Origin of the sequence: Actinosynnema sp. NPDC050436 (genome assembly GCF_040655415.1) — a bacterium.
GTDB lineage: Bacteria > Actinomycetota > Actinomycetes > Mycobacteriales > Pseudonocardiaceae > Actinosynnema.
The window spans coordinates 131,190-144,761 of record NZ_JBFAJV010000006.1; the positions used below are offsets into that span (position 1 = coordinate 131,190).

The following is a 13,572-nucleotide window of genomic DNA, read 5'->3' on the forward strand; positions in this document are numbered from 1 at the left end:
CGTCCCAGTCCTGCCCTGCGCACCCCCGGAGACCCGACATGTCGTTCGTCCGCACCTACACCAAGCCGAAGGTCTTCGGCGTCACCGTGCTCGTCGCGCTCGTGCTGGGCGCGCTCGCGGGCCGGCTCGCCAAGACCGCCGAACTGCCCTGGCTGACGACCGCGCTGGGCAAGATCGGCGGCACGTTCACCAGCCTGCTCCAGTTCACCGTCATCCCCCTGGTGTTCACCGCGATCGTCGTGGGCATCACCAGCCTGCGCCGGCTCGGCACCTCCCGGGCCGCGCGCCTGGGCGGCAAGACGCTGCTCTGGTTCGCCCTGACCTCGCTGATCGCCGTGCTGATCGGCCTGGCCATCGCGCTGATCTTCAAGCCCGGCTCGGGCGTGCAGGTGACACCGACGGAGGCGGCGCTCAAGCGGCTGTCCACCCGCGAGGGCGGCTCGTGGAGCAACCTGCTGGACACCCTGGTGCCGTCCAACCTGTTCAGCGCCTTCACCGAGGGCGAGGTGCTCCAGGTGGTGTTCATCGCCATCCTGGTCGGCTTCGCCGCGTACGCGCTGGGCGAGCGGGCCACGCCGTTCGTCACCTTCACCCGGTCGGCGTTCGACCTCGTCCAGAAGATCGTCGGCTGGATCGTGCTGCTCGCCCCGATCGGCGTGTTCGGCCTGATCGGCACCGCCTTCGCCACCTACGGCAACTCGTTCGTGCAGCCGCTGTTCAGCCTGATCGCCACGGTCTACGGCGGGACGCTGCTGGTGCTGTTCGTGGTGTACCCGGTGCTGCTGCGGTTCGTCGGCAAGGTCAGCCCGGTGACGTTCTTCTCGAAGGCGTGGACGGCGATCCAGTTCGCGTTCGTGTCCCGCTCGTCGGGCGCGACCCTGCCGCTGAGCAGGCAGACCGCCGCGAACCTCGGCGTGGACGACGACTACGCGTCCTTCGCGGTGCCGCTGGGCACGACCACGAAGATGGACGGTTGCGCGGCGGTGTACCCGGCGATCGCCACGGTGTTCATCGCGAACCTGTTCGGTGTGGAGCTGGGCCTGTGGCAGTACGTGGCGATCGTCGCGGTGGCGGTGTTCGGCGCGCTGGCGACGGCGGGCACGACCGGCTGGTTCACCATGCTGACGCTGACCCTCGGCGCGGTGAACATGCCGCCCGAGGTGATCGCCACCGGCGTGGCCGTGGTCTACGCGATCGACCCGATCCTGGACATGGTCCGCACCGCGACGAACGTGGCCGGACAGATCACCGTGCCGGTCCTGGTCGCCCGCTCGGAGGGCCTGCTGGACGACGAGGTGCTCAACGCGCCCAGCGAGCCGCCGCTGCTCACCGGCCCGCGCGAGCCCGTGGCCGCGCCCCGCGTCAGCCCGGCCTGACCCGACCCGCGCTCTCGGCCCGGGGACCCGCACGGGGTTCCCGGGCCGAGTCGCGAAGCGCGGCCGTCAGGTCCCGCAGGGGTGCAGCTGGGCCGGGCTCGGGTTCACGTCGGGCCAGCCCGGGAGCTGGTCCTGGTGGGCGACCACGGACGTGCAGCCGAGTTCCGCCTTCGCCCCCGCCAGCGAGAACACCTGCGCGAAGCGGCGCGGGCAGTCCGGTCCGGAGCCGCAGGCGCGCTGCACCGCCACCACGTCCTCCACGCCGTCCCCGTCGACGTCGCGCAGGCCCAGGTAGCCGCCGCTGGCCAGGTACGGGAGCTGCGCCCGCGACCACGCGCCCGCGCGCCGCACCAGCAGCTCGCCGCGCACCTCGCCGCCCGCCGCCCCGCGCACCAGGCACACCGACACGGCCGCGTCCGCGCACTCCAGCGAGTCGGCCGTGATGGCGGCCCCGGACTCGGCGATGGTCAGCTCGAAGATGTTGCGCCCCGACGCCCCGCCGGTGCGGATGCGCCCGACGCCCTGGCCGTAGAGCAGCTCCACGGTGTCCCCGCCCACGTCCGCGCGCACCACCGGCTGGCACGCGACCGACCCGCACCGCAGGTCGTCGGCGCCGGCCTCGGTGCTCGGGGCGGCGGGCTCGGGCGGGCGCAGCGACCAGGCGAAGGCCATCCCGGCGACGGTGGTGGCCACGGCGAGGCAGGCCACGAGCAGCGCGGCCACCGGGGGTCGGGTCACGGTCGCCGATTCTCCCACCTGCACGTGAGCTGTCTCTCCACCACGACTTACTGGCGAGTCACTAAGCTCCGTCCATTGCCACTCCCGCACCAGCGCTGCCAGGAGGTAGGACGTCGTGTCGCTGCGCAAGGTCCTCGTCGCCAACCGCGGGGAGATCGCCGTCCGGGTCATCCGCGCCTGCAAGGACGCCGGTCTGGCCAGCGTCGCCGTGTACGCCGACCCCGACCGGGACGCCCCGTTCGTCCGGCTGGCCGACGAGGCGTTCGCCCTGGGCGGCAGCACGCCGGGCGACAGCTACCTCTCGGTGGACAAGCTGCTCGACGCGGCCAAGCGCTCGGGCGCGGACTCGGTGCACCCCGGCTACGGGTTCCTGTCCGAGAACGCCGACTTCGCGCAGGCCGTGCTGGACGCGGGCCTGGTCTGGATCGGGCCGGCGCCGCAGGCGATCCGCGACCTGGGCGACAAGGTGACCGCGCGGCACATCGCGGTGCGCGCGGGCGCACCGCTGGTGCCCGGCACCAAGGACCCGGTGGCGGGCCCCGACGAGGTGGTGGCGTTCGCCGAGGAGCACGGCCTGCCGGTGGCGATCAAGGCGGCGTTCGGCGGCGGCGGGCGCGGGCTGAAGGTGGCCCGCACGGTGGAGGAGATCCCCGAGCTGTTCGACAGCGCGGTGCGCGAGGCGGTCGCCGCGTTCGGTCGCGGCGAGTGCTTCGTCGAGCGCTACCTCGACCGGCCCCGGCACGTCGAGGCGCAGGTGCTCGCCGACCAGCACGGCACCGTGGTCGTGGTCGGCACCCGGGACTGCTCGTTGCAGCGCCGGCACCAGAAGCTGGTCGAGGAGGCACCCGCGCCGTTCCTCACCGACGAGCAGCGCGCGGCCATCCACACGTCGGCGCGCGCGATCTGCAAGGAGGCCGGCTACCACGGCGCGGGCACCGTGGAGTACCTGGTGGCGCAGGACGGCACCATCTCGTTCCTGGAGGTCAACACGCGCCTGCAGGTCGAGCACCCGGTCAGCGAGGAGACCTCGGGGCTGGACCTGGTGCGCGAGCAGTTCCGGATCGCGGCCGGCGAGCCGCTGCGCTTCACCGAGGACCCGGCGCCGCGCGGCCACTCCATCGAGTTCCGGATCAACGGCGAGGACGCGGGCCGGGGCTTCCTGCCCGCCCCCGGCACGGTGACCGCGTTCGCCGCGCCGTCCGGTCCGGGCGTCCGGGTGGACGCGGGCGTGGAGAGCGGCACGGTCGTCGGCGGCCAGTTCGACTCGCTGCTGGCCAAGCTGATCGTCACCGGCGAGGACCGGACCCAGGCCCTGGAGCGGGCGCGGCGCGCGCTGGACGAGATGGTCGTGGAGGGCATGGCGACCGTCCTGCCGTTCCACCGCAGGATCGTCCGCGACCCGGCGTACGTGGGCACCGACGAGGGCTTCACCGTGCACACCCGGTGGATCGAGACCGAGTTCGACAACACGGTCGAGCCGTTCACCGGCGGCGCGGAGCCGGGCGAGGACGAGCCGAGGCGGACCGTGGTGGTCGAGGTCGGCGGCCGGCGGCTGGAGGTGTCGCTGCCCGGCGACCTGGCGGTCGGCGCGGCGGCCGGGAAGGCCCCGGCCAAGGCCGCGCCGCGCAGGCGGGGCGGCGGCAAGGGCGGCGCGGCGGTGTCCGGCGACGCGGTGACCGCACCCATGCAGGGCACCATCGTCAAGGTCGCGGTGCAGGAAGGGCAGCGGGTCGAGGCCGGCGAGCTGGTCGTCGTGCTGGAGGCGATGAAGATGGAGAACCCGGTGACCGCGCACCGGTCGGGCACCGTGACGGGGCTGGCCGCCGAACCCGGCACGACCGTCACCCAGGGCACCGTGCTCTGCGAGATCGCGGAATAAGCTCGACCCGTGGGCGAACGGGACATCCGGATCGGTGACGCGGACCGCGAACAGGCGCTGCGGCTGCTCGGCGAGCACCTCGGCGAGGGCCGGCTGGACGTGGACGAGTACGGCGACCGGTCGGCCCGGGTGACGGCGGCGAGGACCCGCGCCGAACTGCTCGCGCTGTTCGGCGACCTGCCGGCACCGCACCCGGTGTTCGCCCAGGTCGCCCCGCTGCCCTCGGCCACCCCCGCGCCGCGCGGCGCGTTCGGCCTGGACCAGCGGCTGGTCAACGCGGTCGTGCCCGCCGTGGGCATCGCGTGCGTGGCGGTGTTCGTCCTCGGGGTGCGCAGCCCGTTCATCTTCCTGCTGGTGCCGCTGGTGGCGCTGCTGGTCGGCCGGCTGGGCGGCCGGCGGTGACGCTGCTGCTGCTCGACCTGGACGGCGTGCTGCGCTCGTTCGGCCCCGACTGGCCGGTCGAGGACGCCTGGGGCCTGCCCCGGGGTTCGCTCGGCCCGCTCGCGTTCTCCCTGGTCGGTCCCGCGCTGGTGGGCGAGCAGCCGGACGCCGGGTGGCGGGCCTCGGTGCGCGACCGGCTCGCCGAGGACGTCGGGCCCGTCGTCGCGCAGGGCGCGGTGGACGCGTGGAGCCGGCTCGGCGAGGTCGTCCCGGAGGCGCTGGACCTGGTCCGGGTGGTGCGCCGGCGGCACCGGGTGGCGGTGTTCAGCAACGCCACCGACCGCCTGCCCGCCGACCTGCGCGCGCTCGGGTTGGACCGGGAGCTGGACGACGTGGTCACGTCGGCGGAGCTGGGCGCGGCCAAGCCGGACCCCGCCGCGTTCCACGGGGCCCTGGCCCGGCTCGGCGCGACGGCCGCCGAAACGGTGTTCTGCGACGACAGCGCGGCCAACGCCGCCGGGGCGGTCGCGGCCGGCATCGACGGCGTGCACACGCCGGACACCCGCTCGCTGCGCGCGGCCCTGGCCGGGCGGGGACTGCTCGGTGGCTGACTTCCTGCTGCTCGTCCTGCACGACCGGGACGAGGCCGAGCAGCTCGCCCGCGACCTGCGCGGCGCGGGCTGGACGCCGTGCGCGGTGCACAAGGACCTGCTGGCCGGCGAGGACGACGCCGAGGACGCGGACTGGGTGGTCGAGGTGACCGCCGCGCCCGACGGCACCCCCGCGCACGGGCGGAGGGCCGAACTCGAAGCGCTGGTCGAACGGCACGACGGGTTCGTGACGGACTAGTCTCGCCGGCCATGGAGCCGGTCGAGATCAACGCGGGCGAGTTCTACCTGCGCGAACTGCGGGTGGACGACCGGATCGACGACCGGGTCGCGCTGCGCGCGGGCGGCCGGTTCGACCACCTCGACGCGGCCGGCGCGCACGTGGCCGAGCAGCGGCGGCGGTGGGAGCGCGACGAGTCCTGCTCGTGGGCGGTGTGCGAGCAGCTGTCCAACACCGCGATCGGCGAGGTGTCGATCTCCGCGTCCGGCGAGCTGTCCTGCTGGATCACGCCGGAGCAGCGCCGCAAGGGCGTCGGGACGTGCGCGGTGCTGGCCGTGGCCGGGTTCGGGTTCGGCTTCCTGGAGCTGGAGCGCGTCACCACCACCCCCTCCGACGAGGCGGGTGAACGACTGGCCCGCGCCTGCGGGTTCGAGTCCAGGGGTCCACATGAAGTGTGGACACGGCTACGGTAGGTGCTCATGAGGGCTGCTCGCTTGATCGTCGCGCTCACCGCGTCGGCGCTCGTCGCGTGCACGCCCCTGCCCGACCGGAAGGCCGACGGCCGGGTCGACGAACCACTCAGCGTGACGACGACGCCGGAGATCTCGCTGCCGCCCCGGCCCCGGGAGGTCCCGCTCGACGGCCTGGACCCGTGCGCCGTGCTCTCCGCCGATCAGCGGGCCCAGCTCAGCCTGGACCAGCCGCCCAGCGGCTACCTGGAGGCGAGCTTCGGCAACGCGAAGGCGTGCACCATCCGCAGCGGCATCAGCGGCAACGTGCTGCGGCTGGCGCTGGTCACGGTCGAGGGCGTCGAGGTGTGGCTGAGCGAGAACGCGCAGGTCGACGCCCGGCCGACGACGGTGTCCGGCTTCCCTGCGCTCACCGTGCGCACGCCGGGGATCGAGGACGCGTGCACCGTGGAGGTGGACGTGGCGCGCGGCCAGTTCCTGGACGTGATGTTCCGCGACGGCGGCAACAAACCACAGGTGAAGCAGGACGTCCTCTGCCAGGGCGCCCAGCGCGCGGCGGAGGCGGCGGTCGCCGCGTTGCTGCAACGGGGCTGACCCGCGCGGGGGAGATGCGTTCCACCTACTCCCCGCTGTCGGACCGTGTGGCTAAAGTGACCGTGCCGAGGGAACCCGCCGGCGCGGCCGGGAGTCGAACCGAGGCAGACGACAGAGGCAGACGGGGAGGTCGTCCATGCCGTCGGAAGACCGCGGCCGTGGCGCGGACACGGGCGGCACACCGCCGGTGTCGCACACCTTGAACGTGGAACCCAGTGCCATACCCAGCCTCCGCAGCGCGTTCGCAGGCGCGTTGACGAAGCTGGACCAGCAGATCGAGCTGGCCATCACCGAGGTCAGGGTCCGGCCCTGGGCGGGCGACCCGGTCAGCGCGGACGCGGCCGAGCGGTTCAACGACCGCTCGCTGGAGTCCGGCGACTCGGCGCTGAGCGCGCTGCGCGACTACCAGCGGCAGCTCAAGGGCGCGATGGACGCGCTCACGCTGGTCGAACGGCAGTACCGGTCCATCGAAGACGACAACACCGGGTTGATGGAGCAGCAAGGCGGCTGCTGAGCGCACGCCGCAGGCAAGGGGAATCGTCATGCCCGATGGACACCGCTGGAACGGCTACAGCCACGAGGAGCTCTACCGGAAGATCAACGCCGGGCCGGGGCCGACCGCCTCGCACGCCTCGGTGGAGCGCTGGGAGGGCGTGTCGGCCGCGCTGGCCGAGATCAACTCCGAGCTGCACGCCGGCGTGCTGCGCTCCGGTGCGAGCTGGGAGGGCGCCGCCGCCGACCAGGCCCGGTCGGGGATGAACCCGCTGGCCGCGTGGGCGGACGACGCCCGCGCCGGCGCGGAGGTCATGCGCACGTCCGCCGAGCTCCAAGCCGACTACATCGCCAAGGCCCGCGCGGACATGCCGCCGCCGGTCAAGGTGACCGCCGAGGACCCGGGCGCGCTGCTGACCGGCCTGACCCACCTCGTGGGTGGCCAGACCGACTACGAGAAGCAGGAACGCGCGCACAACGCGGCCGAGCAGCGGGCCCGCGAGGTGATGACCACCTACGCGTCGTCCACCACGTCGAACGTGACCACGCTGGGCCAGTTCCACCAGCCCCCGCAGCTCGTCATCACCGCACCGGACGTGGTGCGCAACGACAGCGCGGGCGTCGGCGGCCCCGCCGGCTTCCACGGCGGCCCGCGCGGCGGGCGCGGGTGGGGCGGCCGGGGCGGCGGGCGCGGTGGCGGACGCGGCGGGTGGGCGCCGCAGCAGCCGCCCAGGCCCGTCGACCGGCACGGCGGCACCACCGGCACGTCGACCGCGCCGGCCGCCACGCACCCGACCACCACCGGGGCCGGCACCAGGCCCGCGAACAGCGTGCCCAGCGGTCCCCCGCACCCGACCTTCGGTCCGGGCGGCGTGATCGGCGGCGGCGGTCGGCAGGACCGCGACCGCAAGCCCACCGACACCACGACCGCCGAGCAGCACCAGGGCGGCGGCGGTGCCGGCGGCAACGGCTTCGCCGACCCCGCGCTGGGGCGCGGCAGCGGCATCACGTCGGCCAGCTCGGCGGAGTTCGGCGCGATCGCGGCGGCCAACGCCCAGCACGCCACCGCCTCACCCGGTCCCCACGCGGGCGGCCTGCCCGGCGCGGGCCAGCAGGGCGGCGGCGACACCGTCCACAAGCGGACGGTCGGCGTCCCCGTGCCGCAGCAGCAGGCGTTCGACCCGTTCGGCGGGCTGGGCGGCGCGCGGGCCGACGAGGAGGAGGACGGCGAGCACGACGGCGCCGACTACCTGCGCGAGACCGACGACATCTACGGCATCGGCGGGACCATCTCGCCACCGGTGATCGGGGAGAGCACCACCCGCTGATGACGACGTTCGGACTGGACCTGGGCACCAACGACCTGCGGGAACCGGTGACGATCTCCGCGCTGGAGTTCGACGTGCTCTGGGAGCACCTGCGCCTGGAGACGATGCCGCTGGTGCTCAAGGTCCCCTCACCCGGCAGGACGCACGCGGAGCGGGCGGAGCTGGAGCGCGCCGCGTGGGCGTCGCTGGACCGGCGCGGCCTGGGCCGCCCGGTGTCGCTGGACCCGATGCTGGAGGACCTCCTGCACCTGCTGAACCGGCCCCAGCAGGAGGTCGACGGCAGGCTGTGGCTGGGCCGCAGCGTGCGGGTGCTGGCGGCGGCGAAGGGCCAGTCGGCGGTGCTGGCGGTGCTGGACGGGGACCGGCTCACGCTGCGCCCGGCGTCCAGCGAGGGCCTGCCGCGCGAGGCGCTGGGCGTGCTGCCCGCCGCGCCGCCCGGTCCGGGGCACTCGGTGACGCTGCCGAGCGCGGACCTGGACGCGGCGGCTGCGGCGGCGGGCACCCCGGACCGGCTGGAGGCGGCGCTGCGGGCGCGCGGCGTGCGGCAGGAGGACGCGAAGGCGCTGGCCGAGATGTTCCTCGACGCGGGCAACCGGGGCCAGTTCGGCGCGGCGGTGCGCGACAAGTGGGGCAAGCGGGTGCGGCCGGAGCACGTGGTGGCGTTCTTCGACAACCCGCACGGCCGGTACGTGCAGTTGCGGCGGGCGACGCCGGGTCAGCAGCCGTGGAGCACGGTGTCCCCGACGGACCCGCGCCGGCTGGTGCAGCACCTGACCGACCTGCTTCCCTCGACCGGGTGAACCGGGTACGGCCGCCGGGTGCTCGTCGCTCGGTTGGTCGTGAACCCACCACCCGCTGGACCGCACGGAACCCGCTCCGCCGTCGAGGACCGGGCCCCGACCTCTCGCACCCCCGTCGGGGGTCGCTACGACCTGCCGGCCCGGGAGCGCGCCCCGGACTTCCGGGCCCGGTGCGCGGCGGCGCTGCTCGCCGCCGGGCCGCACGCCGTGCTGGCGCGGGAGACGGCGCTGGTGCTGCACGGGTGCACGGCCGCCCTCGGCGGGGCGCTGCACGTGCAGGTCCCGTACTGGGCCGGAGCCGGGCGGCTCGCCGGGGTGCGGGTGCACCGGGGCCGGGTGGGCGAGGTGTGCGAGGTGACCGGCCTGCGCTGCCGGCCGGTGGCGGGCGCGCTGTGCGACGTGCTCTGCCGGGGCGACCGGTACGTGGCCCTGGCCTGCGCGGACGAGGTGCTGGGCGGTCTGCCGCCGGCCGGGCGCGTGCGGTTGCGGGCCGCCGTCACGGCGGCGGTCGCCGACCGCGCCGACCCGCGCGGCACCCGCCGGGCGTTGGAGCTGCTGGCGCTGGCGACGGGCAAGTCACCGTGCCGGAGCCGCCTGCTGCTCACCCTGGTCGACGCGGGCCTGCCGACCCCGGCCCAGCACCACCCGGTGCCGGACGGGGCGGGCCTGCGCTCAGCCGACTTCGCCTGGCCGGCCGCCAGGCTGGCCCTGGACTACGCACCCGCGCACGCCCTCCGCCCCACTCCCCCGTGCGACGAGCCGGCTCGGGCGCACGCGTCCGACCCCGGGGTGAGCGGGTGCCGGGCTGCCGGAGGCTGGACGCTGCTGCGGGCCGGACCGGCGGACCTGCGGAACCCGGCGCCCCTGGTGTCGCGTCTGACCAGACGGCTGCACGCCGCGCTGCGACCGGGGGCACCCGGCCTGGGCCGGCCCTGACCCGGTGCCGGCCCCGCGACCCCGACACACGGGGTCGGCACCGACCTCCCGCACGCCATCCGGCACCCAGGAGGAGCCGCCGCACCGCCACCGGACCCGGCACCGTGGACGAACCGCCACCTGGCACGGGATCCCGCCGAGGCGGCGGGACCAGGGGCGGGTGGGGTCAGGAGCGGGTGGGGTCAGGGGCCGATGCCCTGGCAGGGTCGGGTGCGCAGGTCGGCCACGTAGTCGTCCGGTGCGCCGGCCGCCTCCGCCGCGTCCGCCACGACCCCGATGTAGCGGGCCGAGGGCAGGCCGCCCTCGTAGGCGTCGAGCACGTACAGCCAGGCGGTCACCGACCCCTCCAGGGTCTGCACCCGCAACCGGATCTTCTTGTACAGGCCGAGCGCACCCTCCCACCGGTCCAGGCGGGATTCGTCGCGCGGGCTCACGTCGTACAGGACGGCGAAGGTCTGGGAGCCCGGGTCCTCCACGATCGTGGCGAGCGCGCCCTCCCAGCCGAGGTCCTCGCCACCGAACGTCAGTCGCCAGCCGGCGAGCCACCCGGTCCCCGCCATCGGGGAGTACGGGGCTCGCTCCATCATCTGGTTCGGATCCATGTTGGACCCGTACGCGGCATAGAGCGGCACGACGACAGCCTAGCGACCCCGCGATCACCTGGAGAGACCGGAAGACCGGACGACACGCCCCGCAACCCGACCGCGTACGGTTGTCCCGGCCGCAGCCGTACGCGAGGAGGACTTGTCGTGACCCGCATCGTCATCATGGGCGGTGGTCCCGCAGGTTACGAAGCGGCGCTGGTCGCGGCCCAGCACGGGGCCGACGTGACCATCGTCGAGGCGGACGGCCTGGGCGGCGCGTGCGTGCTCTACGACTGCGTCCCGTCGAAGACCTTCATCGCCTCGGCCGGTGGCCGCAGCGCCTTCCGCAACGCCGGTGAGCTGGGCATCCGCACCGACGACACGACCGCCGCCGTCGAACTGCCGGTCGTGCACGGGCGGGTCAAGGGCCTCGCGCTCGCGCAGTCCGCCGACGTCCGCGCGCGGCTCCAGCGCGAGGGCGTGCGGATCATCACCGGCACCGCGAAGTTCTGCGACGACGAGCGCGGCCTGGCCCAGCACCGGGTGGTGGCGATCACCGGCGAGGGCGAGCCCGAGGTGCTGCCGGCCGACGTGGTGCTCATCGCGACCGGCGCGACCCCGCGCGTGCTGCCCGGCGCGGAGCCCGACGGCAAGCGCGTGCTGACCTGGCGGCAGATCTACGACCTGCCCGAGCTGCCCGAGCACCTGGCCGTGATCGGCTCGGGCGTGACGGGCGTCGAGTTCGCCTCGGCCTACACCGAGCTGGGCGTCAAGGTGACCATGGTGTCCAGCCGGGACCGCGTGCTCCCGCACGAGGACGCCGACGCCGCCGCCGTGCTGGAGGACGTGTTCGCCGAGCGCGGCACGGCCGTGGTCAAGCACGCCCGCGCGGACCGGGTGGAGAACGTCGGCGACGGCGTCCTGATTCACCTGGAGGACGGTCGCACGATCGAGGCGAGCCACGCCCTGATGACGGTCGGCTCGGTGCCCAACACCACCGACCTCGGCCTGGACAAGATCGGCGTCGAGCCCGGTCGCGGCGGGTACATCGCGGTGGACCGGGTGTCGCGCACGACGGTCCCCGGCGTGTACGCGGCGGGCGACTGCACGGGCGTGCTGCTGCTGGCCAGCGTCGCCGCCATGCAGGGCCGGATCGCCATGTGGCACGCGCTGGGCGAGGGCGTCAGCCCGATCAAGCTCAAGACGGTCGCGGCGAACGTGTTCACCAACCCGGAGATCGCGTCGGTCGGCATCAGCCAGCAGGCGATCGACTCGGGCGAGGTACCCGCGCGCACGGTCATGCTGCCGCTGGCCACCAACCCCCGGGCCAAGATGGAGGGCCTGCGCCGGGGTTTCGTGAAGCTGTTCTGCCGCCCGGCGACGGGTGTGGTGATCGGCGGCGTCGTGGTCGCGCCGAACGCCAGCGAACTGATCCTGCCGATCGCGCTCGCCGTGCAGAACCAGCTCACCGTCGAGGACCTGGCGACGACGTTCTCCGTCTACCCGTCGCTGACCGGCTCGATCACCGAGGCCGGCCGGCAGCTCATGCGCCACGACGACCTGGACTGACCGGCCCGACCCGGGCGAGCGGGACCCCGGGCCGGGCGTGCCGGTCGGGGTGCCGGCCCGCCCGGCCGTCGTGCTCGACCGTCACTCCACCCAGTCGAAGGTCCTGGTCACGGCCTTCTTCCAGGACTTGTACTCACGTTCGCGGGTGTCGTCGTCCATCGACGGCTCCCACTGCTTGTCCTGTGCCCAGTTCTGCCGGATGTCGTCCTCCGACTCCCAGAACCCGACCGCGAGCCCCGCCGCGTACGCCGCGCCCAGCGCGGTGGTCTCGTTTACCACCGGCCGGATCACCGGGACGCCGAGGATGTCGGCTTGGAACTGCATCAGCAGCTCGTTGACGACCATGCCGCCGTCGACCTTCAGCGAGGTCAGCGCCACCCCGGAGTCGGCGTTCATCGCCTCGATCACCTCTCGGCTCTGGAACGCGGTCGCCTCCAGCACCGCCCGGCACAGGTGGCCCTTCCCGACGAACCGGGTCAGGCCGACGATCGCGCCGCGCGCGTCGGAGCGCCAGTAGGGCGCGAACAGGCCCGAGAACGCGGGCACGAAGTACGCGCCGCCGTTGTCCTCGACCGAGCGCGCGTGCTGCTCGACCTCGGCGGCGGTGCCGATCAGGCCGAGGTTGTCGCGCAGCCACTGCACCAGCGAGCCGGTCACCGCGATCGAGCCCTCCAGCGCGTACACCGGGGCCGCCGAGCCGATCTGGTAGCACACCGTCGTGAGCAGGCCGTTCTCGCTCATGACCTTTTCCGTGCCGGTGTTGAGCAGCACGAAGTTGCCGGTGCCGTAGGTGTTCTTGGCCTCGCCCGGCGACAGGCACGCCTGCCCGAACGTGGCGGCCTGCTGGTCGCCCAGGATGCCCGAGATCGGCACCCCGGCCAGCGCGCCGCGCTCGCGGACGTGCCCGTACACCTCGGACGAGCTCTTGATCTCCGGGAGCATGGACAGCGGCACGCCCATGTCGGCGGCGATCTCCTCGTCCCAGGCCAGCGTGTCGAGGTCCATCAGCAGGGTGCGCGAGGCGTTCGTCGGGTCGGTGACGTGCACGCCGCCCTCGACGCCGCCGGTCATGTTCCACAGCACCCAGCTGTCCATGTTGCCGAACAGCAGGTCGCCGGCCTCGGCCCTGGCCCGCGCGCCGTCGACGTTGTCCAGCACCCAGCGGATCTTCGGCCCGGAGAAGTAGGTGGCCAGCGGCAGGCCGGTCCGGGCCCGGTACCGCTCCTGGCCGCCGCCCAGGCCGGCCAGCTCCTGGCAGATCCGGTCGGTGCGGGTGTCCTGCCAGACGATCGCGTTGTAGACCGGCTTGCCGGTGGTGCGGTCCCACACCACGGTGGTCTCGCGCTGGTTGGTGATGCCGACGGCGGCGATGTCGGCGATGGTCAGGTCCGCCTTGGCCAGCGCGCCCGCCGCCACCTGCCGGGCGTTGGTCCACACCTCGGCCGGGTCGTGCTCCACCCACCCGGCCTTGGGGAAGATCTGCCGGTGCTCGGTCTGGTCGACGGCGACCACCCGCCCCGAGTGGTCGAACACCATGCACCGGGTCGACGTGGTGCCCTGGTCGAGCGCGGCCACGTACTTCGTCATGCTGCGTCCT

The 13,572-nt window shown here is 74.2% G+C and carries 15 protein-coding genes; 12 read left to right on the forward strand and 3 right to left on the reverse strand.

The features are described from left to right. Window positions 1-38: 38 nt before the first annotated feature. Window positions 39-1,376 (forward strand): dicarboxylate/amino acid:cation symporter, encoded by a 1,338-nt coding sequence (locus tag AB0I60_RS17460; protein ID WP_360730994.1) that lies wholly within the window; start codon window positions 39-41, stop codon window positions 1,374-1,376. 66 nt (window positions 1,377-1,442) lie between these two features. Here AB0I60_RS17460 and AB0I60_RS17465 read toward each other — a convergent pair whose 3' ends face one another. After that, window positions 1,443-2,114, reverse strand: a complete 672-nt coding sequence (locus AB0I60_RS17465; RefSeq protein WP_360730996.1) for a hypothetical protein — start codon at window positions 2,112-2,114, stop codon at window positions 1,443-1,445. A 115-nt stretch (window positions 2,115-2,229) separates the two neighbouring features. Between AB0I60_RS17465 and AB0I60_RS17470 the strand changes: the two genes are divergently transcribed. From AB0I60_RS17470 to AB0I60_RS17515, 10 genes are all read left to right on the forward strand, one after another. Further along, window positions 2,230-3,993 carry an acetyl/propionyl/methylcrotonyl-CoA carboxylase subunit alpha gene (locus AB0I60_RS17470; RefSeq protein WP_360730997.1) on the forward strand — a complete coding sequence of 588 codons (1,764 nt, stop codon included), beginning with the start codon at window positions 2,230-2,232 and terminating at the stop codon, window positions 3,991-3,993. A gap of 9 nt (window positions 3,994-4,002) precedes the next feature. After that, window positions 4,003-4,395 (forward strand): DUF1707 domain-containing protein, encoded by a 393-nt coding sequence (locus AB0I60_RS17475; protein WP_360730999.1) that lies wholly within the window; start codon window positions 4,003-4,005, stop codon window positions 4,393-4,395. Next, window positions 4,392-4,985, forward strand: coding sequence for an HAD family hydrolase (locus AB0I60_RS17480; protein ID WP_360731001.1), 594 nt, complete (start codon window positions 4,392-4,394; stop codon window positions 4,983-4,985). Before AB0I60_RS17475 ends, AB0I60_RS17480 begins: the two co-directional genes overlap by 4 nt. Next, window positions 4,978-5,223 (forward strand): hypothetical protein, encoded by a 246-nt coding sequence (locus AB0I60_RS17485; RefSeq protein WP_360731003.1) that lies wholly within the window; start codon window positions 4,978-4,980, stop codon window positions 5,221-5,223. The genes AB0I60_RS17480 and AB0I60_RS17485 overlap by 8 nt, the downstream gene beginning before the upstream one ends. Before the next feature lie 11 nt (window positions 5,224-5,234). Beyond that, window positions 5,235-5,675 (forward strand): GNAT family N-acetyltransferase, encoded by a 441-nt coding sequence (locus tag AB0I60_RS17490; protein ID WP_360731004.1) that lies wholly within the window; start codon window positions 5,235-5,237, stop codon window positions 5,673-5,675. Window positions 5,676-5,681: 6 nt separating this feature from the next. Next, entirely contained in the window at window positions 5,682-6,266 is a 585-nt protein-coding gene (locus tag AB0I60_RS17495) for a DUF3558 domain-containing protein (protein WP_360731005.1), read from the forward strand. A gap of 253 nt (window positions 6,267-6,519) precedes the next feature. Continuing rightward, complete coding sequence (locus tag AB0I60_RS17500; protein ID WP_360731007.1) at window positions 6,520-6,780, forward strand: hypothetical protein; 261 nt, start codon at window positions 6,520-6,522, stop codon at window positions 6,778-6,780. 28 nt (window positions 6,781-6,808) lie between these two features. Then, the gene (locus tag AB0I60_RS17505) at window positions 6,809-8,086 is read left to right on the forward strand and encodes a PPE domain-containing protein (RefSeq protein WP_360731009.1); all 1,278 of its coding nucleotides are present in this window, start codon (window positions 6,809-6,811) and stop codon (window positions 8,084-8,086) included. Next, the gene (locus AB0I60_RS17510; protein ID WP_360731010.1) at window positions 8,086-8,886 is read left to right on the forward strand and encodes an ESX secretion-associated protein EspG; all 801 of its coding nucleotides are present in this window, start codon (window positions 8,086-8,088) and stop codon (window positions 8,884-8,886) included. The genes AB0I60_RS17505 and AB0I60_RS17510 overlap by 1 nt, the downstream gene beginning before the upstream one ends. Window positions 8,887-8,904: 18 nt before the next feature. Beyond that, a complete protein-coding gene (locus AB0I60_RS17515) occupies window positions 8,905-9,822 on the forward strand; it encodes a hypothetical protein (protein ID WP_360731011.1) in 918 nt (305 codons plus the stop codon). Window positions 9,823-10,004: 182 nt separating this feature from the next. Here the strand turns inward: AB0I60_RS17515 and AB0I60_RS17520 are convergent, their stop codons facing one another. Then, complete coding sequence (locus AB0I60_RS17520) at window positions 10,005-10,454, reverse strand: gamma-glutamylcyclotransferase family protein (RefSeq protein WP_360731013.1); 450 nt, start codon at window positions 10,452-10,454, stop codon at window positions 10,005-10,007. Window positions 10,455-10,571: 117 nt separating this feature from the next. Between AB0I60_RS17520 and AB0I60_RS17525 the strand changes: the two genes are divergently transcribed. Further along, window positions 10,572-11,975: an NAD(P)H-quinone dehydrogenase gene (locus AB0I60_RS17525; protein WP_360731014.1), complete on the forward strand. Its 1,404-nt coding sequence runs from the start codon at window positions 10,572-10,574 to the stop codon at window positions 11,973-11,975. 81 nt (window positions 11,976-12,056) lie between these two features. Here the strand turns inward: AB0I60_RS17525 and glpK are convergent, their stop codons facing one another. Further along, window positions 12,057-13,562: a glycerol kinase GlpK gene (gene glpK, locus AB0I60_RS17530; RefSeq protein WP_360731015.1), complete on the reverse strand. Its 1,506-nt coding sequence runs from the start codon at window positions 13,560-13,562 to the stop codon at window positions 12,057-12,059. Between the last annotated feature and the right edge of the window lie 10 nt (window positions 13,563-13,572).